Raw genomic sequence first — 25,701 nt, 5'->3', positions numbered from 1 at the left:
GCCCGGGTGCCGGGCCTCAGACGTCCGTGGTGCGCAGGCCCGCGTGGGCCTTGTAGCGGCGGTTCACGGAGATCAGGTTGGCTACCAGGGCCTCGACCTGGTGGGCGTTGCGCAGGCGGCCGGCGAAGACCCCGCGCATGCCGGGGATGCGCTGGGCCAGGGCCTGGACCAGGTCGGTGTCGGCGCGGGACTCGCCCAGGACCATGACGTCGGTGTCGATCTCCTCGACCGACGCGTCCTGGAGCAGGACCGCCGAGAGGTGGTGGAAGGCCGCGGTGACCCGGGAGTCGGGGAGCAGGGCCGCGGCCTGCTGGGCGGCGCTGCCCTCCTCGGGCTTGAGGGCGTACGCGCCCTGCTTGTCGAAGCCGAGGGGGTTGACGCAGTCGACGACGAGCTTGCCGACGAGGTCCTCGCGCAGGTCGGTGAGGGTGGCGGCGTGGCCCTCCCACGGGACGGCGATGATCACGATGTCGCTGCGGCGGGCGCATGCGGCGTTGTCGGCGCCCTCGATGCCGAGGCCCAGCTCCTCGGCGGCGGTGCGGGCGCGGTCGGCGGCCCGCGAGCCGATGACCACCTTCTGGCCGGCCCGGGCCAGCCGGTAGGCGAGGCCGCGGCCCTGGTCGCCGGTGCCGCCGAGGACCCCGACGACCAGGCCCGAGACGTCGGGGAGGTCCCACGGGTCCCGTGCGGGCGCCTTGGCCTGCGGCGCAGCGGCAGGGGCGGCCGCGGGGGCCGCGGGGGCGGTGCTGTCAGTGGATGTCATGGGCCGACCCTACTGGTGCGGCCGAACGGGTGAAGGAGCTACGGGCGTTCCCCCGGGCGGGCGCGGGGCGGGCAGGATGCCGGTCCATGGATGCCGTACGGGTGGCGCTGCTGCGCGAGGTGCTCGCCGGGACCGAGTGGCCGGGGGCCGTGCGCCGGTTCGCGGGCGGGCTGCGGGCCTCCGTGGCGCCCGCGGGCGGCGGGCTGCTGCTGGTGGGCACCGAGGAGTACGAGCCCTGGCACCTGGCGGCGCACCTGGTGGACGAGGCGGCCTGGTCGGGGCTGCCCGGGCTGGCGCCGACGCTGGTGCGCCACCGGGTGCGGGCCGGGGAGCCGCCGCACCTGTCCGTGGGGCTCGGGCGGCTGGAGGCGGCCCGGCGCGGGGAGACCCTGCTCGTCGTGGCCCCCGGGGAGCCGGACGGCGGGCTGCTGGAGCGGGTGCACGACGCCCGGCGGGCCGGGGCGACCGTGCTGTCCCTGGACGGCGGGGGCCCCGACCTGCGGGGCCTGGCGCACGACGCGCTGTCCGTGGCCGGGGACGCCGGCCCCGACCTCGACACCGTGCAGCACCTGGTCAGCGCGGCCGCCGGGGAGAACTCCCCGCCCCCGCAGCGCTCCCCGCGGCGCTTCCGGGACCGGCTCTCCCGGCTGGCCGACCGGCTGGCGGCCCCGCCGACGGCCGGCCGCTGGTAGGCGGGGCGGGGAGGGGCGGGGTCCGGCGCGCCCGTCCGGCCGCCAGACCGCTCAGGCAGCCCGGCCGCTCAGGTAGCCGTACCCGTGTCCCCGGCGTCTCCGCCCCCGGCGCCTTCGCCGCCGCGCTTGTCGTGCCACTTCGGGTCCGTGTCCCATTCGAGGTTGCGGTCCTGGGCCGTCTGCATGGCGCGGGTGGCCTCCTCGGGGGTCTCGTACGGGCCGAAGCGGTCCTTGGCGGGGCATTCGGGCCCCTCCTCGACCTTCTTGTGGACGAGGCAGTAGTACCACTCGCCCGGTTTGCCCTCCTGGCGCTTCTTGAACAGGGCCATCTGCGCTTCCCCTTCCGCGGCCGTCTCTCTGCCGCCATGCTGCCCGATCCGCGCTGGATACACTCGCATGCATGTCTGGCCAGTCGCTGCTCGTACCAGGGGAGCTCTCCCCCGCCCGTTCCGTCCCCGCCAAGATCCGCCGCCCCGAGTACGTGGGCAAGCCGGGGCCCGCTCCCTACACCGGACCGGAGGTGCAGTCGGCCGAGACCGTCGAGGCGATGCGCACCGCGGGCCGGATCGCCGCGCAGGCGATGGAGGAGGCCGCGAAGCTGATCGCCCCGGGGGTCACCACCGACGAGCTGGACCGGGTCGCGCACGAGTACATGTGCGACCACGGTGCCTACCCCTCCACCCTCGGCTACCGCGGCTTCCCGAAGTCGCTCTGCGCCTCGGTCAACGAGGTCATCTGCCACGGCATCCCCGACTCCACCGTCCTGCGCGACGGCGACATCGTGAACCTCGACGTCACGGCGTACATCGGCGGGGTGCACGGGGACAACAACGCCACGTACCTGTGCGGGGACGTGGACGAGGAGTCGCGCCTGCTGGTCGAGCGCACCCGCGAGTCCCTCAACCGCGCCATCAAGGCGGTCCGCCCGGGCCGCCAGATCAACGTCATCGGCCGGGTCATCGAGTCGTACGCGAAGCGCTTCGGCTACGGCGTCGTACGGGACTTCACCGGGCACGGCATCAGCACGGCCTTCCACTCCGGGCTGATCATCCCCCACTACGACAGCCCGCACGCGACCACCGTCATGCAGCCCGGCATGACCTTCACCATCGAGCCGATGCTGACCCTGGGCACCCACGAGTACGACATGTGGGAGGACGGCTGGACCGTGGTCACCAAGGACCGCAAGCGGACGGCCCAGTTCGAGCACACGCTCGTCGTCACCGACTCGGGTGCGGAGGTCCTCACGCTCCCTTAGCGTGAGGAAGGGACGATTTACCGACAGCACGTCGGGAAGGTTTCCGACAGCTTTACCGACAGCACGTCGGGAACACATTGACTTAGGTATGCCTAAGTAGGAGGATCGGGCGTGGCGGCCCGCCCTGCGCTGCCGTCACGCCCGACCCGCCCGTCCCCTCCCCACCGGTCCCTGGAGGTCCGTCTTGGACGCCTTCTCTACGGTCATCCGCGTCGCCTCGCACGAGCAGCACACCGAGGCCGAGACCTCTCCGTTCATGTCCCACCTGCTCGGCGGACGGCTCGGCGTGGACGCGTACGCCCGCTACACAGAGCAGCTGTGGTTCGTGTACCGGGCCCTGGAGGACGCGGCGGACGCCCTGCGCGGGGACCCGGTGGCCGGGCCCTTCATCCAGCCCGAGCTGATGCGCGTCGCCGAGCTGGAGCGCGACCTCGCGCACCTGCGCGGCCCCGACTGGCGCGCGGGCCTGGTCCCGCTGCCGGCCACGGAGGCGTACGCGGCGCGGGTCGCCGAGTGCGCGGCCACCTGGCCCGGCGGGTACATCGCCCACCACTACACCCGGTACCTGGGCGACCTCTCCGGCGGCCAGATCATCCGGGACAAGGCCGAGCGGACCTGGGGATTCGAGCGCAAGGGCGACGGGGTGCGCTTCTACGTGTTCGAGGCCGTGGGCAACCCGGCCGCCTTCAAGCGCACGTACCGCGAGCTGCTCGACGCGATCCCGGTCGACGACCTGGAGAAGCAGCGGATCGTGGACGAGTGCAAGCGCGCCTTCGACTTCAACGGGGCCGTCTTCCGCGAGCTGGGCGAGCAGTTCCCGCTGAGCGCGTAGCCGCGCGGACCGCACCCGCCGGGCACCGGGCGGCGGGCGGCGGGCACCGAAGGCTCAGCGCCCGGCGAAACCTTCCTCCAGCCGGCGCCCCGCGGCGGCCGACTCCGCCGCCGGGGCGAACCGCACCCGGCCGCCGATCTCGACCGTGCCGCCGGGGCCGGGTGCCGTGAGGATCTGCGAGCCCGCGCCCTGGGTGATGTTCAGGGCGCGGCCCAGCTCCACGGTCAGCAGCAGCGCCGCCGAGCCCGTGGCCTCGTCCTCGACGAGGGCGCCGGGGCAGCCCCCCGTACAGGAGCCGCCGTCGCCCCCGCAGGTGTGCGGGCGGCGCGGGAAGCCGCGGGCGCGCACCCGGCCGGCGGCCTCGTCCTCCCAGGCCCAGGCGTAGAGCCAGCCCTCGCCGGGCGGCGGCGCGGGCAGGGCGTCCACCTCGGCCGCGCTCGCGTACTGCCGGGTCCGCTTGCCCTGCGCCCACTCGGCGCGGACGGTGATCCAGGTGAACTCGCCGTCGTCGCGCGCCCAGACCCCGCCGACGGGCGGGTTGAGCTCCTCGACGTCCAGCAGCCAGGCCACCCCGACCAGCGGGTGCCCCGCGAAGGGCAGCCGGTGCCCGGGCGTGCGGATGTCGACGACCCCGCGCTCGGGGTCGTCGACGAACACCGTCTCGCTGAAGCCCAGTTCGGCCGTGAGCGCCTGCCGCGAGGCCTCGTCGGGACAGGCGCGCCCGTCCCGTACGACGCCCAGCAGATTGCCGTGGCGGCCGTCGCCCGCACAGAACACCCTGAGTACGTCCAGATCATTCACGCGGGCATTGAAGCACGGCCGGGTCAGGCCGGGGCGGGGATGCGGCGCTGGCGGGTGGCGAAGACCACGGCCGCGCCGGCGCCCACGGTCAGGGCCGCGGCGGCCAGGAGCCGGCCCGCGGGGAGTTCGGCGCCGGTCTCGGCGAGGTTGCCGCCGGCCGAGCCGCCGCCCACCGTGCCGCCGCCGGACGCGGAGCCGCCCGCCGTGCCGCCCTCGCTGCCGCCGGAGGTGCCGGCCGTACCGCCGCCCGCGGTGCCGCCGGGGGCCGCGGGCAGGGCCGCGTCCTTCTTCACGGAGACGGAGAGGGTGACCGGGTCCACCGGGTCGCCCTTCTTGTACAGGGAGCCGGTGGTGCCGTTGGCGAAGACGGCGGCGCCTGCGGCGGTGAAGGCGGCGGGGACGGACGTGAAGGTCAGGACGCCGTTCTTGGTCTGGTAGACGGCCCGGGAGAGGTCGAGGGTGGCGAAGGGGACGTCCTTCTTGGTGCCGGCGGGGGTCTTCACGTCGAGGACCAGGGTCCCGGCCGCGCCCTTGGTGTCGACGCGCACGTTGCCGAAGGTCATGTCGATGCCGTGGCCCGGGTACGAGAAGCGCAGCGCGCCCTTGAAGGAGCCCTTCAGCTTCTTGGCGCCGAGGTCGAGGGTGCCCGCGCCGGGCTTGAAGTCGAAGACCTGGCCGTTCTTGACCGCGCCGCCGGACGGGGTGACCTTGCCGCCGCTCTGGACGTACCGGCGGAAGGACTCCTTCAGGCCCCAGGTCGCCTTGCCGTCCAGGATCTTGGCGGCTCCGGCCGGGGGCCTGGTCGCGGTCGGCGCGGGGGTCGGGGTCTTGGTGGGCGCGGGCTTGGCGGTCGCCGTGGGCTTGGCCGTCGGGGTGGGCTTCGCCGTGGGGGTCGGCTTCGCGGTCGGCGTGGGCTTCGCGGTGGGCGTCGGGGTCGGCTTCGGGGTCTCGAAGGTGACGGCGGCGGTCAGCGGGTCGCCGGCGATCCCCTCGTACGGGCCGCCGAGCTGCTCCGCGGCCTGCTTGGTGAGGGTGGTGGGCAGCTTCTCCAGGCTCGGGCCGGTGACGGCGGCGGTGGCGAGCGGGACGTCCTGGGTGGTGGCGCCGTTCTTGGTGACGTCGGCGGTCAGCTGCTTGCTGCCCGAGTCGAAGCGGAAGTCTGCGAGCTTGACCTCGAACCCGTGGGCGGTGGAGGCGAAGGTCACGCTGCCCTTGAAAGCGGCGGTCAGGACGTGGGTGGTGGGGTCGTACTGGCCGGAGGCCCTGTGGAAGCGGAAGGTGCCGTCGGCGTTCTTGGCGGCGCCGTCGGAGACGGTGATGGTGCCGCGGGCCATGCCGGTGACGTAGTCGCGGTAGCGCTTGACCACGCCCCAGTCGAGAGTGCCGTCGGCGATCTTCATCGGGGGGCGGGCCGCGGGCGCCGCGGCGCTGCCGGGACCGGCGGCGAGGGCGGGTACGACGAGGGACGTGGTGCCGAGGGCGGCGGCGGTCAGCACGGCGGCCGCGGCCGCCAGCGAGGCGGTGCCGGGGGTTCGTGAGGTGCGCATGACAGGGATCTCCTGGGGCGGGACGGGGGCGGGGGGACAGGTGGGAGGCGGGGGTGCGGCCCGGCCGGGGGAACCGGGCCGCGCGGTTCGCGGGCCGGGGGGCCTGCGGACCGGATCGGGGGGGGCCAGCGCGGGTGCGCGGGCTCGGGGAGGGTCCGGGGGGCTCAGGTGCCGGCCGGCCCGCGGCGGCGCCGCCGGACCAGCAGGACGGCCGGCCCGGCGAGGAGTACGAGCCCCAGGGCCAGGCCCGCGGACAGCCCGGCGCGGGAGCCCCCGGAGCCCTCGGCCGCGGGGGCGGAGGGGGCCGGTCCGGAGGCCGGAGCGGAGGAAGAGGCGGAAGCAGAAGGGGAGGCCGGGGCGGAGGGGGCGGTGCCGAGGTCCGGCAGGGCGGGCAGGGCGGTGCCCGGTACGAGGGCCACGGCCAGGGAGACGGGGTCCATCTCGGTGCCCGCCTTGTACAGGGACCCGAAGACCCGGGAGCCGTCCGCGGTCAGGGCGGCGGGCGCCTCCGTGAGGACGGCCAGCCCGCCCGCCGCCGTCAGGCCCCCGGCCTCGAAGGTGACGAGCGGGACCGCCCTGGTCGTCGTACCGGAGGCGGTGACGTCGGCCAGCAGGGTGCCCCTGCCGCCCGCGATCCGGACGGAGGGGCGGGCGAAGGCCAGGTCGAGGTGGGCGCCGGTGAACCGGAGCACCCCGGCGAAGGAGCCCTCCAGCCGGGCCGCGGCCGGGTCGTACGTGCCCTTTCCGCGGGGGAAGCGGAACAGCGCCCCGCCGTCCCGGGCCCCCTCGGCCAGCTCCCAGCGGCCCCGGCCGACGGATCCGCCGACGTACTCGCGGAAGGTGCGGCGCACGCCCCAGTCGACGGCGCCGTCGGCGAAGGCACCGGCGGGAGCGGCGGCCCCGCCGGTGGGGGCGGGCTCGGCGGAGGGCCCGCCCCCGGCCCGGTCGACCACGTCCACGGAGAGGCTGACGGGGTCGAGCGCGGCCCCGGCCCCGTAGTACCCGGCGAAGGACCTGGCGCCCTGCGGGGTCAGCGTGGCGGGGACCGAGACGAGGGCGACCGGGCTGCCGCCGCCCCTCATGTCGATGCCGGAGAGGCCGAGGGCGGCGAAGGGGACGCCCCGGCTCGTGGCGGGCGCGCCGCCGCCCCTGGGGCGGCTGGTGACATCGGCGTACAGGGTGCCGCGGCCGCCGGTGATGCGCACGACGGGGTTCTCGACGGTCAGGTCCAACTCGTGGGCGCCGGAGGGCATCCGGTGGCCGCGGAACTGCACCCCGCCGGTGAAGGCGGCCTCGAAGGCGCCGGTGGCCGGGTCGTACGCACCCCTCGCCGAGTGGAAGCGGAACTGGCTGCCGCCGACGGTGGCGGCCCCGCCCCGCAGCCGGAAGGAGCCCTGGGCGACGGGTCCGGTGACGTAGGACTGGAAGGAGGACTTCAGGCCCCAGTCGAGGCGGCCGCCCTTGACCGTGCGCTCCGCCGCCACCGCGCGCGGGGCCGGCGCCGCGCGGTCCGCGGCCCGGGCGCCGGCCGCGGGCAGCGGGGCGGCCAGCAGGACCGCGAACACGGCGGCGGCGAGGGCGCGGACAGGTCGTGCGGGCATGGGAAAGTCCCCTCCGAGGTCTGGCGAGTAAGGTTAGGCTAACCTAAACTCACCTTCGCCGGGAGGGCCCCTCGGACGGACCTGCCGCCGGGACCCGCCCGCAGTCCGGCCGGCCTGCCGGGCACAGTTGCGGACCGCAGCCCGGCCGGGAGCCCAACCGGAACTCCGCTCGGAACTCCGGCCGGAACCCCCTCGGACGACAGGACGGTGCCCACGTGCCCACGGCCGCGGCCTCACCCCGCCCACCCCGCCCCACCCGATCTGCCCGCTCTGCCCGCCTCCCCCGCCTCCCCCGCTTCGCGGCGGCGCTGGCCGCGCTGGCGCTCGCCGCCACCGCCTGCGGCAGCGGAGGCGGTCCGGGCGCACCCGCCGGCGCCCCGCAGCAGCAGGCCACGGGCGCCGCCGACCGGGTCGAACCCCTCTCCCCCGCGCCCGTCCCCGTCCTCCCCGCCACCGTGGCCTCCGCCGACGGCACCCGGGTCACGGTGGCCTCGGCGGAGCGGATCGTGCCGCTGTCCGGCAGCCTGAACGAGCTGGTCCACACCCTCGGGCTGGGCGGGAGGGTCGTCGCCCGGGACATCACCGCCACCTTCGAGCAGGCCGCGGACCTCCCGGTGGTGACCCGCGCCCACGACGTCTCCGCCGAAAGCGTGCTCTCCCTGCGCCCGACCCTGGTGCTGGCCGAGACCACCTCCGGGCCGGCCGAGGCGGTGGGCCAGATCCGCGACGCGGGCATCCCGCTGCTCGTGCTCCCCCCGGCCAAGTCGCTGGACGACGTACCGAAGCGGATCGCCGCCGTCGCGGCGGCCCTCGGGGTCGCGGAGGCCGGGGAGCGCCTCAACCGCCGTACCGCCGAGCGCATCGCGGCCGCCCGCGAGGGGATCCCGGCCGGCGCCCCGGCCGGGAAGCCCCGGGTGGCCTTCCTCTACCTGCGCGGCACCGCCTCCGTGTACCTGCTCGGCGGCCGGGACTCCGGGGCCGCGTCGCTGCTGGAGGCCGCGGGCGCGGTGGACGCGGGCAAGGAGTCCGGGCTCACCAAGGACTTCACCCCGCTGACCAGCGAGGCCCTGGCCGCTGCGGCGCCGGACGCGATCCTCGTGATGGCCAAGGGGCTCGAGTCCGTGGGCGGGGTGGACGGGCTGGTGGAGGTCCCGGGCGTGGCCCAGACCCCGGCGGGCCGGGACCGGCGGATCCTCAGCATCGACGACGGCGTGCTGCTCTCCTACGGGCCGCGCACCGACCGGGTGCTCGCGGACCTGATCGCCCAGCTCCACCGCGGCGGCGGGGCCTGAGATGACCCTCCCCGACCACCGCCCCCGCCCCGTACGGTCGCCCCGCCCGGACCCCGCCCCCGCCCCGCACTCCGCCGTCGCCCGCCGCACCGCCGCCTGGCTGACCGCCGGCCTCCTCGCCGCGCTCGCCGCGCTCGTGCTGCTCTCCGCCGGACTCGGCGCCTACGCCATCCCCACCGGCGACGTCCTCGGCTCGGCGGCCCACCGCCTGGGCCTGGGCGGGGCCCCGCTGGACCGGGTGGCCGAGAGCGTGCTGTGGGACGTCCGCTTCCCGCGGATCGTGCTGGCCCTGCTGGTCGGCGCCTCCCTCGGCTGCGCGGGCGCCCTGATGCAGGGGGTGTTCGGCAACCCGCTCGCCGAGCCCGGCGTCATCGGCATCTCGGCCGGGGCCGCCGTCGGGGCGGTGGCCGCGATCGCCCTCGGCCTGTCCTTCCTGGGCAACTGGACCGTGACGGCCTGCGCGTTCGTCTCCGGCCTGCTGACCGTGACCGGCGTCTACCTGCTCTCGCGCTCCGGCGGGAAGACGGAGGTGGTCACCCTCATCCTCACCGGCATCGCCGTGAACGCCTTCGCGGGCGCCCTGATCGGCCTGTTCATCTTCTTCGCGGACAACGCCCAGATCACCCAGATCGCCTTCTGGCAGCTCGGCTCCCTCGCCCAGGCCACCTGGCCCAAGGTGCTCGCCGTCCTGCCCTGCGCCCTCGCCGGACTGCTCCTCGCCCCCTTCCACGCCCGCCGCCTGGACCTGCTCGCCCTCGGTGAGCGCCCGGCCCGGCACCTGGGCGTGGACGTGGAGCGGCTGCGGCTCGTCCTGGTGCTGCTCGTGGCCCTGCTCACCGCCGCCGCGGTGGCCGTGGCCGGGATCATCTCCTTCGTCGGACTGCTCGTCCCGCACCTGCTGCGGATGGCGAACGGCCCCGGACACCGCTTCCTCGTCCCCGCCGGCGCCCTCGCCGGCGCGGTCGTCCTGCTCGCCGGGGACCTGGCGGCCCGCACCCTGGCGCCGCCCGCCGAACTGCCCCTCGGGGTGCTGACCGCGCTCTTCGGCAGCCCCTTCTTCTTCCTCCTGCTGCGCAGGACCCGCCGCCGCCAGGGAGGCTGGGCATGACGTCCCGCCGGTTCGGACCCCTCCTCGCCCGGGCCCTCGCCGGCCGCCTCCGCCTCGCGCGCGCCCGCCGGCGCCCCGTACCGGCCCGCCCGGCCCCCGGGGACACCCTGGCCGAGGCCCGCGGGCTGCACGTGCGGCTCGGCGGCCGGGAGGTGCTCGCCGGGATCGACCTGGCCGTACGGGCCGGCGAGGTGCTCGCCCTCGTCGGGCCCAACGGCGCCGGGAAGTCCACCCTGCTGGCCGCGCTCGCCGCCGACCTGCCCGCCGACCGCGGCGGGGTCCTCGTCGGCGGCCGGCCCGCGGACCGCTGGTCGGCCGCCGCGCTGGCCCTGCGCCGGGCCGTGCTGCCGCAGTCCGCCGCCCTGTCCTTCCCGTTCCCGGCGGGCGAGGTGGTCCGGATGGGCCGCGCCCCCTGGGCCGGTACGCACGAGGAGGCGGCGGACGACGAGGCGGTGGCGTCGGCCATGGCCGCGGCCGAGGTCACGGAGTTCGCCGCACGGCCCTTCGCCGCCCTGTCCGGCGGGGAGCGGGCCCGGGTCGCGCTCGCCCGGGTACTGGCCCAGCGGGCCCCGCTGCTGCTCCTGGACGAGCCGACCGCCGCGCTGGACCTGCGCCACCAGGAGCTGGTGCTGCGGATCTGCCGGGAGCGGGCCGCCGCCGGGGACGGGGTGGTCGTGGTCCTGCACGACCTGGGGCTGGCCGCGGCCCACGCCGACCGGGTGGCCGTCCTGCACGCGGGCCGCATCGCGGCGGACGGGCCGCCCGCCGGGGTGTTCGGGGAGGAACTGCTCTCCGAGGTGTACCGGCAGCCCGTCGAAGTGCTCGCGCACCCGCGCACCGGGGTGCCGCTGGTGGTGCCCGTGCGCACCCACCCGTGACGGCTCAGGACGGCCCCGGTAGGGTTCGGACGTCTACGGGGGCGAAGGAGCAAGAGAACAGGCATGAGCAGGGTGAGGCAGTCGGTCGCGCTGGCGGCCGCGGTGACCGCGCTGACCGTGGCGGCGAGCGGGTGCACGAAGGGTTCCGAGGACAGGACCCCGGTACCGGCGGCGAGCCCCGCCGAGGCCGCGAAGGCCCTCCAGGAGTTCGTGGCCGCGTACAACAAGGCCGAGGCGGCCTACGACGCCGGTGCGATCGAGAGCGCCGCCGACGGCCCGTACGGGCACTCGCGCTCCGCTAGCCTGCGCTCCAGCAAGGTGCTCAAGCCCGGCGGCAATCCGGCGTACAAGCCGCTGGAGCTCACCGACGCCAAGTTCGCGATACCCAAGAACACGGGCTGGCCCCGCTGGTTCCTCGCGGACACCGACACCAACCGCGACGAGAACACCGAGCACGCGGCCCGCCGCGTCGCCCTGGTCTTCAACAAGCAGGGCGCCGACAAGCCCTGGAAGGTCACGTACGTCCTGACCCTGGAGCCCGGCACGATGCCGGAGCTCCGCAAGGACGCGGACGGCAACGCCGAGGCCGTCCCGCTGGACGCCTCCGACCTGTCCCTGGCCCCGGGCCAGCTCAGCAAGCGGTACGCGCAGTACCTCACGGACGGGGTCCCCAACGGGTTCGCCCCGGGCACCGACACCACCGGCCGCCGGGCGGTGCGCGCCCGCGACGCCTACCGCCCCGGGTACACGACCCAGTGGCTCGACCAGCCCGCCGACAGCGGGACCTGGGCCCCGGTGGCGCTGCGCACCGCGGACGGCCGGGCCATGGCCTTCTTCGCCTCCCGCACCTTCCAGCAGATGAAGCTGGACAAGGCCGACCGGGACGCGCAGATCCCGATCTCCCCGGCCGTGAAGGCGATCATGACGGGCTCGTTCTCGGACACGCTGATCCGGGAGAAGATCTCCGTCGGCCTCGTGGTGGTCCCGCCGGCCACCGACCCGGAGGCCCGGATCACCTTCCTCGGCCGCACCTCCCAGATCGTCGCGGCCAAGGGCAGCTAGCCCGTCTCCTCCGGATTCCGGCGGCTACCAGAGGCGGTCGACCGTCCCCGGGTACAGCCCGATGCGGCTGCGCGCGAAGGACTCCCCGGCCGCCGCGGCCGCCGGGGAGAAGAACTCCGCCAGCACCGCCTTGCCGAAGCCGGGCGCATCGCTGGGGAGGGGGTCCTCACGGGTGCCGCCGACCAGCACCGCGCCCGGCAGCTCCGACCAGCCGGCCGCCTCGTAGAAGGGCACGAGCCCCCGGTCGCAGGTGAACAGGCCGAGGTCGAGCCCCGGCTCCCCGGCCAGCCGCTCCCGGGCGGCGGTCACCAGCCGCAGCCCGTACCCCCGCCCGCGCACCGCCCTGCGGGTCACCACCGTGCTCAGCCCGGCCGCCCGGAAGCTCCGCCCGGCGTGCTCCAGCTCCTTGAACAGCAGGTCCAGCGCGGCCAGTACGGTCCCGGAGGCGTCCACCAGCAGCAGCGAGCGCGGATGCAGCAGCGGATCGTGGCCGGGCCCCGCCGAGGGCGTGCCGTCCCGCGGGGGCCAGGCCTCGTCCTGGAGCGCGAGCACCTGCGCGCGCAGCCCGGCGGGGGTGTCGGTCTCGGGGAAGCTCAGCAGGCGCATGGGCGCAGTATCGCGGGCCCGGGGGGCCGGGGGCCGGGTGGGTCTTCCGGTTCAGGCCCCCGGGCCGGGCCCCGGCTCAGACCCCCGGGCCAGGGCCCCGGCTCAGACCCCGCTCAGGCCTCGGGGATGGCCGTGCCCTCGCCCGAGACGCGGACCCGGGGCTCGCCCGCGCGCAGCTCCACCGTCAGGACCCCGGGGCGGCCCATGTCCGCGCCCTGGTGCAGGGTGAGCACGGCGTCCTCGCCGACGAGTCCCAGCTCGCGGGCGTACGCGCCGAAGGCCGCGGCGGCGGCGCCGGTGGCCGGGTCCTCCACCACCCCGCCCACGGGGAAGGGGTTGCGGACGTCGAAGGCGTCCTCCCCCGTCCGGTACACGAGCTGCACGGTGGTGAGGTCCAGGCGCAGCATCAGCGCCTCCAGCCGCCCGAAGTCGTACGCCAGCTCGGCGAGCCGGGCGCGGGTGGCGGCGCCGAGCACGAGGTGGCGGGCGCCCGCGAAGGCGATCCGCGGCGGGACGGCGGGGTCGAGGTCCCCGGCGGGCCAGTCGAGCGCGGCCAGCGCCTCGGCGAGGTCGTCCGCGCCGATCTCCTCGACGCGGGGGACGACGCTGGTCAGCGTGGCGCGCAGGGTGCCGTCCTGCTCGGCCACGGATACCGGGACCTCGCCCGCGCCGGTGGCGAACAGCAGCTCGCCGGGGCCGATGCGCTCGGCCAGGGCCACGGCGGTGGCGACGGTCGCGTGCCCGCAGAAGGGGACCTCGGCCCGCGGGCTGAAGTACCGCACCGCGAAGGTCCGCCCGGGCTCGCCGGCGGTGCCGGCGGGCGGCTCGGTGAGGAAGGCGGTCTCGCTGTACCCGAGCCGGGCGGCGATGGCGAGCATGTCCTGCTCGCCGAGCCCCCGGGCGTCGAGGACCACCCCGGCGGGGTTCCCGCCCGCGGGGTCGGCGGAGAAGGCGGTGTAGCGGAGTACTTCGGCGGTGGTGTCGAGGCTCATGCCGACCCCAACCGCCGTACGCGGCACGGCATTCCCGCTTCGGGGCGCCGCGGCCGGGGAGGAGCCCGGGGAGGCGCTCAGCCCCGCCCGATGTACGGCATGGCGGTGGCCATCACCGTCGCGAACTGCACGTTCGCGCCCAGCGGCAGGGAGGCCATGTGGAGCACCGTCCGCGCCACGTCCGCCGCGTCCATCACCGGCTCCACCGCCAGCTGCCCGTTCGCCTGGAGGATCCCGGTCTGCATCCGCTCCGTCATCTCGGTGGCCGCGTTGCCGATGTCGATCTGGCCGCAGGCGATCCCGTACGGGCGCCCGTCCAGCGACAGCGCCTTCGTGAGACCGGTGACGGCGTGCTTGGTGGCGGTGTAGGCCACCGAGTTCGGCCGCGGCACGTGGGCGGAGATGGAGCCGTTGTTGATGATCCGCCCGCCCTGCGGGTCCTGGTCCTTCATCAGCCGGAAGGCGCCCTGCGCGCACAGGAAGGCGCCGGTCAGGTTGACGTCCACGACCTGCTTCCAGGCCTCGTACGGGATCTCCTCCAGTGCCAGCCCGGCCGGGCCGAAGGTGCCCGCGTTGTTGAAGAGCAGGTCGAGCCGCCCGTACCGCTCGCGCACGGCCGCGTAGAGCGCGTCGACCTCGCCCGGGGCGCTGACGTCGGCCGGGGTGCACAGCGCGTCGGGGGCGCCCGCGGCCCGCGCCTCCTGCGCCACCCGCTCCAGCGGTTCGGCCCGCCGCCCCGCGAGGGCCAGGGACCAGCCGGCGGCGGCGAGGGCGAGGGCGACGGACCGCCCGATGCCGGAGCCCGCGCCGGTGACGAGGGCGATCTTCTTCACGGTTGCGTCCATGGGCCCGCAATGTACGGGAAGCCGTGTCCCGTCCCCGGGACGTTCCACCAGGTGAGAGCGGGCGCGGCGGGGGCGCCCGGGGCCCCGTAAACTTCCGGGGTGAATTTCTCCGCCCGTACCGCCGAGGTCCGCACCACCGACGCCCTGCGCTCGGCGCTCTCCGGTCTGCTCGACGGGCTGCCGCCGAAGCAGGCCGCGCAGGCCGTCGACCGGCTGATCGCCAACTACCGGGGGCGCACCCCGACCGACGCCCCCGTGCTGCGCGACCGCGCCGACGTGGCGGCGTACGCCGCGTACCGGATGCCGGCGACCTTCGAGGCCGTGCGGACCGCCCTGGCCGGGCTGGCGGACGCGGCCCCGGACTGGGCCCCCGGCTCGCACGCGGACGTGGGCGGCGGCACCGGGGCGGCGACCTGGGCGGTCGACGCCACCTGGGAGGGCCCGCGGACGACCACGGTCCTGGACTGGGCGGACCCGGCGCTGGCGCTGGGCCGGGAGCTGGCGCAGGCGTCCGGTTCGCCGGTGCTGGCGGGCGCGGACTGGCGCAAGGCGGTCATCGGCACCGGGCTGGCCGTGCCGGAGGCCGACCTGGTGACGGTCTCGTACGTGCTGGGCGAGCTGACGGCGGAGGCCCGGCGGGAGGTCGTGGTGCGCAGCGCCGCCGCCGCGCAGGCGGTGGTGGTCATCGAGCCGGGCACCCCGGAGGGCTACCTGCGCATCCGCGAGGCCCGCGAGCAGCTGCTCGCGGCGGGGCTGCACGTGGCGGCGCCGTGCCCGCACGGCGGGGGCTGCCCGATCGTGCCGGGCGAGGACTGGTGCCACTTCTCGGCCCGGGTCAACCGGAGCTCGCTGCACCGGCAGGTGAAGGGCGGCACGCTCGCCTACGAGGACGAGAAGTTCAGCTACGTGGCCGCGACCCGCTTCCCGGTGGCCCCCGCGGCGGCCCGCGTGACCCGGCGGCCGCAGATCCGCAAGGGCCTGGTGCTGCTGGAACTGTGCGGTCCGCAGGAGCGCGGCCTGTACCGGGAGAACGTGTCCAAGCGGCACGGCGGGCTGTACAAGGCGGCACGGGACGTGGAGTGGGGCGAGGCCTGGCCGCCGCCGGAGGCCGCCGGGGGCGGCGAGGGCTGACGGGGGCCGGGCCCGCCCGTCCGTACGGGGCGCCGGGCCCGCGTCCGTAGCGGGCCGGGCCGGTCTGCCGTCCGTACCGGGCCGGTCAGGGGGCCGGGGCGGGCCTGAGCTCCTGCGTGCAGCACTTCACGCTGCCGCCGCCCTTGAGCAGCTCGCCCAGGTCCATGCCGAGCGGCTCGAACCCGCGGTCGCGCAGCGGTGCGAAGAGTCCGAGGGCCTGCTGCGGCAGCAGTACGTGCCGCCCGTCGGAGACCGCGTTGAGGCCGAAGGCCGCCGCGTCGGCCGCGGTGGCGATCAGGGCGTCGGGGAAGAGTCTGCGCAGCACCCGCCGGCTGCCCGGGGAGAAGGCCTCCGGGTAGTACACGATGTCGTTCGCATCGGGGTCCAGCACGCTGAGCGCGGTGTCCAGGTGGTAGTACCGCGGGTCGACCAGGTCGAGCCCGACCACCGGGATGCCGAAGAACTCCTGGGCCTCGGCGTGCGAGAGCGGGCTGGAGCGGAAGCCGCGGCCGGCGAGGACGTAGTCGGCCGTGACGGCGAAGTCCCCCTCGCCCTCGTTGACGTGGACGGGCTCGCGGACCTCCGGGTAGCCGTGGGCGCGGAACCACTCCAGGTGGCAGGCGGCCTCGGCGGTGCGCTCGGGGTGGGCGAACCGGGCCCCGAGCACCCGGCCGCCGACCACGGTGGCGCCGTTGGCGGCGAAGACCATGTCGGGCAGGCCCGGGACCGGGTCGAGCAGTTCGACGGTGTGGCCGAGCGACCGGTAGCGGTCGCGCAGGTCCTCCCACTGGGTCAGGGCGAGCCGCTGGTCCACCGGCTTGGCGGGGTCCATCCACGGGTTGATGGAGTAGCTGACGCCGAAGTGCACGGGTGGGCACATCAGGTAGCGGCGGGGGGTGGCGTCGCGGCGCAAAGGGGTCTCCTCACGGGACAGCACGAACCGGGAGGAGAATCGTCTCCCCTCCTGGTGGGCGGTGCAGTGCACTGATCGGGTGGTTTGCCCGTCGAAGGACTGTCCGAAGCGTTGCGCTAGGTTTTCCGCCATGCCCCCGAAGACCCCGGACACGGCCCGCCGCAGCGAGCGGGCCCGCCGCGCCATCCTCGACGCCGCACTCGCCCTCGTCGGCGAGGTCGGCTTCAACAAGCTGACCGTCGAGGCCATCGCCGCCCGCGCCGGGGTCGGCAAGCAGACCATCTACCGCTGGTGGGACTCCAAGGCCGACGTACTCCTCGACGCCTCCCTCGCCCTGTCCGGCGAACCGGCGCCGGGGGCCGGTACTCCCGGGCCCGCGGCTCCCGGGTCCGCGGCTCCCGAGTGGGGCGGACTGCCCGACACCGGGGACCTCGCGGCCGACCTCCGCAGCGTCGTGCGCGCCACCGTGGACGAGCTCACCGACCCCCGGTACGAGGCCCCCGCCCGCGCCCTGACCGCCGCCACGGCCACCGACCCCGAGCTCGGCGCCCGCTTCACGGCCCGGCTGCTGCGCCCCCAGCTCGCCCTGTACGAGGCCCGGCTGGAGGCCGCCCGCGAGGCCGGGCAGCTGGCCCCGGACACCGACGTACGGCTCGCGGTGGAGATGGTCGTCGGCCCCATGACGTACCGGTGGCTGCTGCGCACGGCCCCGCTCGACCACGCGTACGCGGACGCGCTGGTGGCCCAGGTCCTGCGGGGCATCGGCGCCCGCTGACCGGCCCGTACCGGCCGTGCGCGGCGCCGCGCACCTGCGGTGCACCTGCCGTGTGCCCGCCGTGCTCCTGCCGTGTGCCTCCCGTGCGCATCCCGCGTGGCGAAAGTCACCGGCCGCGGGGGTGCGGCCGGACATACCGCCGCCCTCCCGGGCGCACCCCCCTCCCGCCCGACCCTTTTGCCCGGCTGTGTGATGGAATGGCGGGCCCGGTGCCGGGGCGGCTCCCCCGCCCTGTCGGGGAGAGCGGTCACGTGGGGCCGCGGATGGTGGGACCATGGGTCGATCTGGGTTGGTCTGCCGGGGCAACGGTGAGGTGAGGGGATCGATGGGGTCTGAGTCCGGACTCTGGAAACGCGGCGCGGAGAACAGGTTCGCCCAGTGGCTGGGCAGGCGCCGCAGGCCGGCCGCCGACGACCCGGGCCGCGAGCGGGAGTTGCTCCTCCTGGCCACCGCAGCCGCGGGACTGCCGCTGGCCCCCGCCGCCCATCCCGTCGGCTACCGCTGCTCCTGTGAGCGCATCGGCTGTCCCACCCCGGCCCGCCACCCGCTCTCCTTCGCCTGGCAGACCCAGTCCACGACGGACCGCGCCCAGATCGAGCGCTGGGCCCGCAACCAGCCCGAGGCGAACTTCGTCACCGCGACCGGCATGGTCCACGACGTCCTGGACGTACCCCTGGAAGCCGGCCGCAGCGCCCTGCAGCGCCTCCTCGAAGCCGGTGTCGAGGTCGGCCCGGTGGCCGAGTCGGGCGGCCTGGGGGGCCACGGCCGGATGATGTTCTTCACGGCCACGCGCGGCACCCCCGAGGACGAGGACGAGTGGTGGCCCTGCGAGCTGGACTGCCACCCCGAGACCATGGACGAGCATCCGGGCCTGCGCTGGCACTGCCGCGGCAGCTACGTGCTCGTCCCCCCGGCGGCCCTCCCCGGTGAGCTGGAGGTCTCCTGGGTCCGCGGACCCGAGCACCCCCTCCCCGACCCCCTGAACCTGCTGGAGATCCTCACGGACGCCTGCGGGCGGCACGCCTCGGAGTCCGGGGACGGCCACGACCCGCACGCGGTGGCCTGGCCCCTGAGCCGCTGAGCCGCACAGCCCCTGAGCCGCAGATCCGCCGGGGCCCCGCACCAGGTGCGGGACCCCGCCCGACCGCCCCTCAGTGGATCTCGGTGACCACCACGTCCAGCGACCAGGCCTTCGCCGCCTTGGCGGGCGCCCCGCCCTCGACCGTGTAGCCCAGGTCCCGCAGGGCCTCGACCAGCTCCGCGGGGGACTGCGGCTGCGCCCCGGCGCGCAGCAGGTCCCGGACCAGGCGGCCCTTCGTGGCCTTGTTGAAGTGGCTGACGACGGACCGCTTCTCGACCCCGTCCACGAGCTGCGCGTGCAGCACCCGGACCGTCGCCGTGCGCCCGGCGGTCTCCCCCTTGGGCTTCCAGGCGGTGGCGTACGCGGACGAGCGCAGGTCCAGGACCAGCCCGTCCCCCGCCGCTTCGGGCAGCACCTGCGCCATCGGCGCCCGCCAGTACGCGCCGAGCGCGCCCAGCCCCGGCAGCTTCACGCCCATCGAACAGCGGTACGAGGGGATCCGGTCGGTGATCCGCACCGCCCCCCACAGCCCGGAGAACACCAGCAGCGAGCGCTCGGCCAGCGCGCGGGCGCCCGCGTCCAGGCCGGCGAGCCCGAGGGCGTCGTAGAGGACCCCGGTGTAGACCTCCCCGGCGGGGCGGGCCCCCGCGGTGCGCAGCTCGGCGTTCTTCCCGACCTCCCCGCGCAGCCCCTCGCTGAGCCCCAGCACCTCGCGGGCCCGGTCCTCGTCGGTCAGGCAGAGCTCGACGAGCTCGTCGAGCACGGCGGCCCGGGCGGCGGCCAGTCCGGGCAGCGACAGGTCCTCGGCCTTGAGCGGTGCTCCGGAGCCGCCGGAGGCCTTTCCTTCGGACGGCGGCAGCAGGACGAGCACGGCGGTTCTCCTTCATCACGTACGAGCAGGGGGTGCGGCCCCCTCGCCAGGGTATGTGAACCGGCCACTCCGGCGGGCTGCCCGGCCGCGGGGGCCCGGGTGCCCGCGGCCGCTCGCCGTGCCGCCCCGCCCCCGCGGCCATAGGCTCGGTCCATGCCACGCCGCCACATGCACATGACCGGCGCAGCCGGCGCCCCGCTGCGGGCCGCGCTGCGGGAGCTGCGCAGGGAGCTGGAGGTGCCGGACGGCTTCCCGGCCGCCGTGGCCGCGGAGGCGGAGCGGGCTGCGGCGGCCCCGCGGCTGCCGGAGTACGACGCCACCGCCCTGCCCTTCTTCACCGTGGACCCGCCCGCCTCGGTGGACCTCGACCAGGCGATGCACCTGGCCCGCCGTGCGGGCGGCGGCTTCCGGGTGCACTACGCCATCGCCGACGTGGCCGCCTTCGTCACCCCGGGCGGGGCCGTGGACGCGGAGGCCCACCGGCGGGTCACCACCCTCTACTTCCCCGACGGCAAGGTCCCGCTGCACCCGCCCGTCCTGTCCGAGGACGCGGCCAGCCTGCTGCCCGGCGGGGCCCGCCCCGCCCTGCTGTGGCGGCTGGACCTGGACGCGGAGGGCCGCACGGTCGCGGTGGACGTGCGCCGGGCCCTGGTGCGCAGCCGGGCGAAGCTGGACTACGCGGGGGTGCAGGCGGCCATCGACGGCGGGACCGCGGAGGAGCCCGTGGCCCTGCTCAAGGACATCGGGCTGCTGCGGGAGGCCCTGGAGGCGGAGCGCGGCGGGGTCTCCCTCAACGTGCCCGAGCAGGAGGTCACCGAGCAGCAGGACGGCTCGTACGCGCTGTCGTACCGGGCCCCGCTGCCCGCGGACGGCTGGAACGCCCAGATCTCCCTGATGACCGGCATGGCCGCCGCCGATCTGATGCTGGCCTCCGGCACCGGGGTGCTGCGCACCCTGCCGAGCGCACCCGACGGGGCGGTGGGCCGGCTGCGGCGGACCGCGCAGGCCCTGCACATCGACTGGCCGCACCACCTGCCGTACGACCACCTGGTCCGGTCCCTCGATCCGCGCGAGCCCCGGCACGCGGCCTTCCTCCAGGAGTGCACGGCCCTGCTGCGCGGGGCGGGCTACACGGTCTTCGAGGGCGGTGAGCTCCCCGATCCGGCGCTGCACGCGGCGGTGGCGGCCCCGTACACCCACTGCACGGCCCCGCTGCGCCGGCTCGTGGACCGGTACACGGGCGAGCTGTGCGTGGCGGCGGCCGCGGGGCAGGAGCCCCCGGACTGGGTGGTGGCGGCCCTGGGGGCGCTGCCGAAGGAGATGGCCGACGGCGGGCGGCTGGCCAACACGGTCGAGCGGGAGTGCGTGGACCTGGTGGAGGCGGCCCTGCTGATGGACCGGGTGGGCGAGGTCTTCGAGGCCACCGTCATCGACGTGAAGGAGCGGGAGCCGCACACGGGCACGGTGCACCTGGAGGACCCGGCGGTGGTGGGCCGGATCGAGTCCGCCTCCCCCGTGCCGCTCGGCGAGCGCATCCGGGTCCGGCTGACCGCCGCCGACCCCGGCAGCTCCAAGATCCTCTTCACCCCGGCGTAGGCGGTCGCGGGACGACGGGCCGCCCGGTCCCGTCTCCCGTGGAAACCCCCTGCGCCGCGTCGGGGTCGGGGTGCGGTGGGGAGGGCCGGGGGTCAGCCGGTAGCATGGCAGGCGCAGAACGACCGGAGCGGACGGCCGCGACGGGACCCAGGTCCCGCCGAGGAACGTCCGGGCTCCACAGGGCAGGGTGGTGGGTAACGCCCACCCGGGGTGACCCGCGGGACAGTGCCACAGAAAACAGACCGCCGGCGGCTTCGGCCGCAGGTAAGGGTGAAACGGTGGTGTAAGAGACCACCAGCGCCTGGGGTGACCCAGGCGGCTAGGTAAACCCCACCCGGAGCAAGGTCAAGAGGGGTCGGAGCGATCCGGCCCTGCGCGGACGATCGAGGGCTGCCCGCCCGAGTCCGCGGGTAGACCGCACGAGGCCGGTGGCAACACCGGTCCTAGATGGATGGCCGTCTCCCCGGCGACCGCGAGGTCACCGGGCGACAGAACCCGGCGTACAGCTCCGGTCGTTCTGCTCATCCGCTTGCAGGACGTGCGAGGGCCCGCACCTCACGGTGCGGGCCCTCGCGCGTATCCGGGACGCCCGTACGCGACCGGCGCGACCGTACGGTCAGCGCAGGTGGGAGGTGTCGTTGAGGAGGCGCAGCGAGGCGTTGCCGTCCGCGTAGTACGCCACCGCCGACAGCGAGGCCGCCGACAGCTCCATCTTGAACAGGGATTCCGGCGGGGCCCCGAGGGCCAGCCGGACCAGGGTCTTGACCGGGGTCACGTGGGTGACCAGCAGGACCGTGCGGCCGGTGTACTCGGCGATCAGGCGGTCCCGGGCGGCCGCGACCCGCCGGGCGACCGCGGCGAAGCTCTCGCCGCCGCCCGTGGGGGCGGCCTTGGCCGAGGCGAGCCAGGCGTCGAGGTCCTCGGGGTGGCGCTCGCGCACCTCGGCGAAGGTCAGCCCCTCCCAGGCCCCGAAGTCCGTCTCCCGCAGCCCCTCGTCCACGGCTACCGGCAGCCCGAGCCGGTCCGCGACCGCCTGGGCGGTCTGGCGGCAGCGGCGCAGCGGGGAGCTGACGACGGCCTGGATCGTGCCGCGGGCGGCCAGCGCCCGGGCCACGGCCTCGGCCTGGCGGCGGCCGGCCCCGGACAGCTCCGGGTCGGTGCCGCCGCTGCCGGAGAACCGCTTCTCGGGGGTGAGGGCGGTCTCGCCGTGCCGCAGCAGGACGAAGGTCGCGGGGGTGCCGAGGTCGGGGGCGGACCAGCCGGGGGGCGCGGGGGCCGCGGCGGGTGCGCCCGTGGCCGCGGGGGCCGCGGCCGGGGTGCCCGTACCGGCGGGGGTGCCCGTGCCGGCCGGGGCCGGGCCCGCGGCGCCGCGTGCCGGGACCAGGGCGGCCCGGGCCGCCGCGGCGCCGGCCGCCGCGTCCCCGACGGGGCCCGCGGGGGGCGGGGTGGCCAGGGCGCGGGCGGCGCCGGAGTCCAGGGCGGCGGAGGAGGCGGAGGGCTCCCACTGCCGGCCGCGCTTGCCCGCGTCCATGGCCTCGTTGGCGAGCCGGTCGGCGTGCTTGTTCTGCTCGCGCGGGATCCACTCGTACCGCACCTGCCCGCCCGGCAGGACCCGGGCGGCCTCGGCGGCGAGCGGCTTCATGTCGGGGTGCTTGATCTTCCAGCGGCCCGACATCTGCTCGACGACGAGCTTGGAGTCCATCCGTACGAGCACGGAGGCCTGCGCGTCCAGTTCGGCGGCGGCCCTGAGCCCGGCGATCAGGCCCTTGTACTCGGCGACGTTGTTGGTCGCGACGCCGATGTACTCGGCGCGCTCGGCCAGGGTCTCCCCGGTGGCCGGGTCCAGCACCACCGCGCCGTAGCCCGCGGGCCCCGGGTTGCCCCGGGACCCGCCGTCGGCCTCGACGACGAAGCGGACGGCAGCCGCCATCAGATGCCCGAGTCGGCCGTGCGGACCAGGATGCGGCCGCAGCTCTCGTGCCGGACGACCTTGTTCGCGGCCGCGGACTTGATCTCGGTGATCTCGGCCATGTCGAGCTCCAGGCGGCAGCCCTCGCAGCGGCGCTGGTACAGCTTGGCCGCGCCGACCCCGCCCTGCTTGACGCGGATCTTCTCGTACAGCGCGATCAGGTCGGCCGGCATGGCGGCGACGATCCGCGTGCGGTCGCCCGAGACCTTCTCGGCCTCGGCGTCGAGCTCGCCGGTGGCGGCGTCGCGGCGGCCCGTGGCGTCGGCCGTCTTGGCCTCCACCGCGGAGACCCGCTCGGTCAGCTCGCCGACGCGCTCCTGCGCGGACTCGCGGCGCTCCATGACCTCCAGGACCACGTCCTCCAGGTCGGCCTGGCGCTTGGCGAGCGAGGCGATCTCGCGCTGGAGGTTCTCCAGGTCGCGCGGGGAGCCCACGGCGCCGGAGTCCAGGCGCTGCTGGTCGCGCACCGCGCGCTGGCGGACCTGGTCGACGTCCTGCTCCGCCTTGGTCTGCTCGCGCTGGGTGTCGCTCTCCTCGGTCTGGGCGGCGACCAGCAGGTCGCGCAGCTGCGCGAGGTCCTTGGTGAGGGAGTCGAGCTCGGCGTGCTCGGGGAGCGACTTGCGCTTGTGGGCGAGCTGCGACAGCCGCACGTCCAGGGCCTGGACGTCGAGGAGTCGGATCTGGTCGGCGGGCTCGGCGTTCAGTTGGGGGCTCCTGAGATGAGAAGAAGAAAAGGGGACGGACAGAAGGAAGCGGGTGGGGCGGGCGGGCTACGCGCCGGGGGCCGGTGCGTGCGCCGTCCACGGGTCGGTGACCGCGTGCGACACGTGCGTGCGCAGGCCCCAGCCGTGCCGCTCGGACACGGCGTCGAGCTCGGCCGCGGCCTGCTCGCACCAGGGCCACTCGGTGGCCCAGTGCGCGGCGTCGACGAGGGCCAGCGGGCTGGTCTCGCGGGCCTCGGAGGCCGGGTGGTGGCGCAGGTCGGCGGTGAGGAAGGCGTCCACGCCCGCCGCGCGGACCTGCGCGAAGAGGCTGTCGCCCGAGCCGCCGCTGACCGCGACGGTGCGGATGAGCGCGTCCGGGTCGCCGGCCGCGCGGATGCCCTGGGCGGTACGGGGGAGCCGGGCCGCGGCGCGGGCCGCGAACTCGCGGAGGGTCTCCGGCCGGTCCAGCTCGCACACCCGGCCGAGGCCGCGGCGGCCGGCGGGGTCGGCCGGATCGGGTACGAGCGGCCCGGTGATCCGCAGTCCCAGGGCGCCGGCGAGGGCGTCGGAGACGCCGGGGTCGGCGGTGTCGGCGTTGGTGTGCGCCACGTGCAGGGCGATGTCGTTCCTGATCAGCGTGTGCACCACGCGGCCCTTGAAGGAGGACGCGGCCACCGTGGTCGTACCGCGGAGGTAGAGGGGGTGGTGGGTGACGATCAGGTCGGCGCCCAGCTTCACCGCCTCGTCGGCGATCTCCTGGACGGGGTCCACGGCGAACAGGACGCGGGACACCTCGGCGTCGGGGTCACCGCAGACGGTTCCGACGGCGTCCCACTGCTCGGCCCGCTCGGGGGGCCAGAGGGCGTCGAGCGCGGCGATGACTTCAGAGAGGCGGGGCACCCCCCAAGGCTACCGTCCGCCAAAGCGGGCGGGCCGTCCCCCTCTGCGCGGGCCCGTTCCCGGGGCCCGCGCGGCGGTCGGGCCCGGTCCCGGCCCGTGCAGCACAGCCGTCTCCCGTTCCACAGGCGAACCGCCGGGCGGCCACCCTTATGTGTGAAGCGGGTGTGCCCGTGTTGTTCGGCAGGAAGTGCGATAACTAGCTTCCTCACCGGAGGTGACGCACAGATGACTGCCTGTGCCTTCGAAACCGCTCTGCGCGCCCCCGCGGCCGCGTTCAGCATCGCCGCGGACGGTTCGTACGCCGCCCGGCTGGCCGGGGACGGGGAGGCCCGGTACCCCGAGCGCTGGACCCTCGCGGGGCCCGAGCCGTACGCCGTACCGCTGCCCCTGGGACAGCCGGAGGAGGCCGACAGCGGGCTGCTGGCCCTGGGCGACGGGCGGGTGCTGATCCACCGGCGGGTCGCGGACCGGCACACCTTCACCCTGCTGTACCCGACGGGGGCCGCGGCCGGGCCGCGCACCGGGGAGCTGCCCATGGGCGGGATCGAGGCGGCGGGGGTGGCCCGGGTGGGGCTGCTGCCCGCGGCCCCGGACGGCCGGCAGGCCTTCGCGCTGGCGGTGGGCGAAGACTCCACGACGGTGTGGCGGGTGGCCGGGGACCGCTCGGGCCCGCGGCGGGTGGCCGTGGTGCCGGGGCGCTGCTCGGGCGGGGTGTGGCTGGACCGGACCGGACGGCTGCTGGCCCTGGACCGGGAGCAGGGCGGGCGGACCAAGGCGGTGGTCGTGGACCTGGGGCGGGGCGGGGAGGTCTCGCCCCTGCTCCAGATCGCCGAGGACAGCGACGACCGGCTGCTGCTGGCGGATCCCGACAGCGGGCTGCTGCTGATCCGCTCGGACGCGCCGGGTACGGAGCGGCTCGGGTGGGGGGTGCTGGGCAGCGAGCGGCCGGTGCGCTTCCCCGAGTGCCTGCGGGCGGAGGGGGCGGGGGCGGTGCCGTTCGCGGTGCAGCCGGGGCAGGCGCTGATGCCGGAGAACTGCGCGGTGGCGCTGCGGCTGGAGGGGGACCAGCTGGGGCTGTGGCGGCCCGCGGACCGCTACCTCTTCCGGCTGCCGGCCCCGGCGGGCTGGCTGGGCGGGGCCGGGCTGTGGTCCCGGGAGGGGGTGCTGAGGCTGCCGTGCGCGACGGCGGAGGTGCCGTGCGCAGTGGTGGACGTGACGATCCCGCAGGCCCCGCCGGACGTAAGGCTGGTGCCCCCGCCCGCGCCGTACGCGCCCCCGGCGGCCCCCGTCACCCCGCGTCCGGTGCCGCTCCAGCAGGCCCCGCTGACGGGCCGCCGCCCGGCCCCGCGCCCGACGGCCGGGACCTCCCCGCGACCCGGCGGATGACCTGCCCGACGACCCGCGGGTAACCGGCCCCGGGGCTGCTGACGGTGCGTCGCATGTGATGGGATGCGGGCAGGGGGACGGCAGGGCCGAGGGGGGCC

25 protein-coding genes and 1 other RNA gene are annotated in these 25,701 nt (G+C 76.1%); 13 read left to right on the top strand and 13 right to left on the bottom strand.

Annotated features, from left to right (window positions below; all coding sequences use genetic code 11):
- Positions 1 to 16: 16 nt before the first annotated feature.
- On the bottom strand, positions 17 to 763 hold the full coding sequence (gene npdG, locus ACZ7JZ_RS04120) for an NADPH-dependent F420 reductase (RefSeq protein ID WP_470932943.1): 747 nt from the start codon (positions 761 to 763) through the stop codon (positions 17 to 19).
- 86 nt (positions 764 to 849) lie between these two features.
- Between npdG and ACZ7JZ_RS04115 the strand changes: the two genes are divergently transcribed.
- Positions 850 to 1,455: a hypothetical protein gene (locus tag ACZ7JZ_RS04115; RefSeq protein WP_470932942.1), complete on the top strand. Its 606-nt coding sequence runs from the start codon at positions 850 to 852 to the stop codon at positions 1,453 to 1,455.
- Between the two features lie 68 nt (positions 1,456 to 1,523).
- Here ACZ7JZ_RS04115 and ACZ7JZ_RS04110 read toward each other — a convergent pair whose 3' ends face one another.
- On the bottom strand, positions 1,524 to 1,784 hold the full coding sequence (locus tag ACZ7JZ_RS04110) for a hypothetical protein (protein WP_470932940.1): 261 nt from the start codon (positions 1,782 to 1,784) through the stop codon (positions 1,524 to 1,526).
- Positions 1,785 to 1,855: 71 nt separating this feature from the next.
- On the opposite strand from ACZ7JZ_RS04110, the gene map reads away from it, so the two are divergent.
- Entirely contained in the window at positions 1,856 to 2,713 is an 858-nt protein-coding gene (gene map, locus ACZ7JZ_RS04105) for a type I methionyl aminopeptidase (RefSeq protein WP_470932938.1), read from the top strand.
- A gap of 184 nt (positions 2,714 to 2,897) precedes the next feature.
- Positions 2,898 to 3,545, top strand: coding sequence for a biliverdin-producing heme oxygenase (locus ACZ7JZ_RS04100; RefSeq protein ID WP_470932936.1), 648 nt, complete (start codon positions 2,898 to 2,900; stop codon positions 3,543 to 3,545).
- Between the two features lie 54 nt (positions 3,546 to 3,599).
- Here ACZ7JZ_RS04100 and ACZ7JZ_RS04095 read toward each other — a convergent pair whose 3' ends face one another.
- The 3 genes from ACZ7JZ_RS04095 to ACZ7JZ_RS04085 form a co-directional block, all read right to left on the bottom strand.
- Positions 3,600 to 4,346 carry a PhzF family phenazine biosynthesis protein gene (locus ACZ7JZ_RS04095; protein WP_470932934.1) on the bottom strand — a complete coding sequence of 249 codons (747 nt, stop codon included), beginning with the start codon at positions 4,344 to 4,346 and terminating at the stop codon, positions 3,600 to 3,602.
- 23 nt (positions 4,347 to 4,369) lie between these two features.
- Entirely contained in the window at positions 4,370 to 5,893 is a 1,524-nt protein-coding gene (locus ACZ7JZ_RS04090; protein ID WP_470932932.1) for an HtaA domain-containing protein, read from the bottom strand.
- Positions 5,894 to 6,057: 164 nt separating this feature from the next.
- Positions 6,058 to 7,494 (bottom strand): HtaA domain-containing protein, encoded by a 1,437-nt coding sequence (locus ACZ7JZ_RS04085; RefSeq protein WP_470932930.1) that lies wholly within the window; start codon positions 7,492 to 7,494, stop codon positions 6,058 to 6,060.
- A 215-nt stretch (positions 7,495 to 7,709) separates the two neighbouring features.
- On the opposite strand from ACZ7JZ_RS04085, the gene ACZ7JZ_RS04080 reads away from it, so the two are divergent.
- From ACZ7JZ_RS04080 to ACZ7JZ_RS04065, 4 genes are all read left to right on the top strand, one after another.
- Positions 7,710 to 8,786: a heme/hemin ABC transporter substrate-binding protein gene (locus ACZ7JZ_RS04080; protein WP_470932928.1), complete on the top strand. Its 1,077-nt coding sequence runs from the start codon at positions 7,710 to 7,712 to the stop codon at positions 8,784 to 8,786.
- A gap of 1 nt (position 8,787) precedes the next feature.
- Positions 8,788 to 9,894 (top strand): FecCD family ABC transporter permease, encoded by a 1,107-nt coding sequence (locus tag ACZ7JZ_RS04075; protein ID WP_470932926.1) that lies wholly within the window; start codon positions 8,788 to 8,790, stop codon positions 9,892 to 9,894.
- Positions 9,891 to 10,772, top strand: a complete 882-nt coding sequence (locus ACZ7JZ_RS04070; RefSeq protein WP_470932925.1) for a heme ABC transporter ATP-binding protein — start codon at positions 9,891 to 9,893, stop codon at positions 10,770 to 10,772. The genes ACZ7JZ_RS04075 and ACZ7JZ_RS04070 overlap by 4 nt, the downstream gene beginning before the upstream one ends.
- Before the next feature lie 63 nt (positions 10,773 to 10,835).
- Complete coding sequence (locus ACZ7JZ_RS04065) at positions 10,836 to 11,834, top strand: SCO2278 family lipoprotein (RefSeq protein WP_470932923.1); 999 nt, start codon at positions 10,836 to 10,838, stop codon at positions 11,832 to 11,834.
- 24 nt (positions 11,835 to 11,858) lie between these two features.
- Here ACZ7JZ_RS04065 and ACZ7JZ_RS04060 read toward each other — a convergent pair whose 3' ends face one another.
- The 3 genes from ACZ7JZ_RS04060 to ACZ7JZ_RS04050 all read right to left on the bottom strand — a co-directional run bounded on the left by ACZ7JZ_RS04060 (position 11,859) and on the right by ACZ7JZ_RS04050 (position 14,277).
- Positions 11,859 to 12,440, bottom strand: coding sequence for a GNAT family N-acetyltransferase (locus ACZ7JZ_RS04060; protein WP_470932921.1), 582 nt, complete (start codon positions 12,438 to 12,440; stop codon positions 11,859 to 11,861).
- Positions 12,441 to 12,553: 113 nt separating this feature from the next.
- Complete coding sequence (locus ACZ7JZ_RS04055) at positions 12,554 to 13,432, bottom strand: PhzF family phenazine biosynthesis protein (RefSeq protein ID WP_470932919.1); 879 nt, start codon at positions 13,430 to 13,432, stop codon at positions 12,554 to 12,556.
- A 77-nt stretch (positions 13,433 to 13,509) separates the two neighbouring features.
- Positions 13,510 to 14,277 carry an SDR family oxidoreductase gene (locus ACZ7JZ_RS04050; RefSeq protein WP_470932918.1) on the bottom strand — a complete coding sequence of 256 codons (768 nt, stop codon included), beginning with the start codon at positions 14,275 to 14,277 and terminating at the stop codon, positions 13,510 to 13,512.
- A gap of 99 nt (positions 14,278 to 14,376) precedes the next feature.
- On the opposite strand from ACZ7JZ_RS04050, the gene ACZ7JZ_RS04045 reads away from it, so the two are divergent.
- Positions 14,377 to 15,408, top strand: coding sequence for a small ribosomal subunit Rsm22 family protein (locus ACZ7JZ_RS04045; protein ID WP_470932916.1), 1,032 nt, complete (start codon positions 14,377 to 14,379; stop codon positions 15,406 to 15,408).
- An 85-nt stretch (positions 15,409 to 15,493) separates the two neighbouring features.
- Here ACZ7JZ_RS04045 and ddaH read toward each other — a convergent pair whose 3' ends face one another.
- The gene (gene ddaH, locus ACZ7JZ_RS04040; protein WP_470932914.1) at positions 15,494 to 16,321 is read right to left on the bottom strand and encodes a dimethylargininase; all 828 of its coding nucleotides are present in this window, start codon (positions 16,319 to 16,321) and stop codon (positions 15,494 to 15,496) included.
- 130 nt (positions 16,322 to 16,451) lie between these two features.
- Between ddaH and ACZ7JZ_RS04035 the strand changes: the two genes are divergently transcribed.
- Positions 16,452 to 17,096 carry a TetR/AcrR family transcriptional regulator gene (locus ACZ7JZ_RS04035; RefSeq protein WP_470932912.1) on the top strand — a complete coding sequence of 215 codons (645 nt, stop codon included), beginning with the start codon at positions 16,452 to 16,454 and terminating at the stop codon, positions 17,094 to 17,096.
- Positions 17,097 to 17,421: 325 nt separating this feature from the next.
- Positions 17,422 to 18,177: a bifunctional DNA primase/polymerase gene (locus ACZ7JZ_RS04030; RefSeq protein ID WP_470932910.1), complete on the top strand. Its 756-nt coding sequence runs from the start codon at positions 17,422 to 17,424 to the stop codon at positions 18,175 to 18,177.
- 70 nt (positions 18,178 to 18,247) lie between these two features.
- On the opposite strand, the gene yaaA is transcribed toward ACZ7JZ_RS04030, so the two are convergent.
- Positions 18,248 to 19,048, bottom strand: coding sequence for a peroxide stress protein YaaA (gene yaaA / locus ACZ7JZ_RS04025; RefSeq protein WP_470932908.1), 801 nt, complete (start codon positions 19,046 to 19,048; stop codon positions 18,248 to 18,250).
- 153 nt (positions 19,049 to 19,201) lie between these two features.
- Here yaaA and ACZ7JZ_RS04020 point away from each other — a divergent pair, with 153 nt between their 5' ends.
- Positions 19,202 to 20,644, top strand: coding sequence for an RNB domain-containing ribonuclease (locus ACZ7JZ_RS04020; protein WP_470932906.1), 1,443 nt, complete (start codon positions 19,202 to 19,204; stop codon positions 20,642 to 20,644).
- 119 nt (positions 20,645 to 20,763) lie between these two features.
- An RNA gene (rnpB, locus tag ACZ7JZ_RS04015) (RNase P RNA component class A) lies at positions 20,764 to 21,163 on the top strand.
- A gap of 97 nt (positions 21,164 to 21,260) precedes the next feature.
- Here the strand turns inward: rnpB and ACZ7JZ_RS04010 are convergent.
- From ACZ7JZ_RS04010 to ACZ7JZ_RS04000, 3 genes are all read right to left on the bottom strand, one after another.
- Positions 21,261 to 22,574 carry a bifunctional RNase H/acid phosphatase gene (locus tag ACZ7JZ_RS04010; RefSeq protein ID WP_470932904.1) on the bottom strand — a complete coding sequence of 438 codons (1,314 nt, stop codon included), beginning with the start codon at positions 22,572 to 22,574 and terminating at the stop codon, positions 21,261 to 21,263.
- A complete protein-coding gene (locus ACZ7JZ_RS04005) occupies positions 22,574 to 23,317 on the bottom strand; it encodes a zinc ribbon domain-containing protein (RefSeq protein WP_470933389.1) in 744 nt (247 codons plus the stop codon). The genes ACZ7JZ_RS04010 and ACZ7JZ_RS04005 overlap by 1 nt, the downstream gene beginning before the upstream one ends.
- Before the next feature lie 66 nt (positions 23,318 to 23,383).
- Entirely contained in the window at positions 23,384 to 24,217 is an 834-nt protein-coding gene (locus ACZ7JZ_RS04000) for a Nif3-like dinuclear metal center hexameric protein (RefSeq protein WP_470932902.1), read from the bottom strand.
- A gap of 225 nt (positions 24,218 to 24,442) precedes the next feature.
- Here ACZ7JZ_RS04000 and ACZ7JZ_RS03995 point away from each other — a divergent pair, with 225 nt between their 5' ends.
- Positions 24,443 to 25,603 carry a hypothetical protein gene (locus tag ACZ7JZ_RS03995; protein WP_470932900.1) on the top strand — a complete coding sequence of 387 codons (1,161 nt, stop codon included), beginning with the start codon at positions 24,443 to 24,445 and terminating at the stop codon, positions 25,601 to 25,603.
- The last annotated feature ends 98 nt before the right edge of the window (positions 25,604 to 25,701 follow it).

The sequence above is a fragment of the Streptomyces sp. NPDC038213 genome (assembly GCF_055600495.1).
Note: the sequence above shows the minus strand (reverse complement) of the source record. Positions and strands in the feature narration are given on the sequence as shown.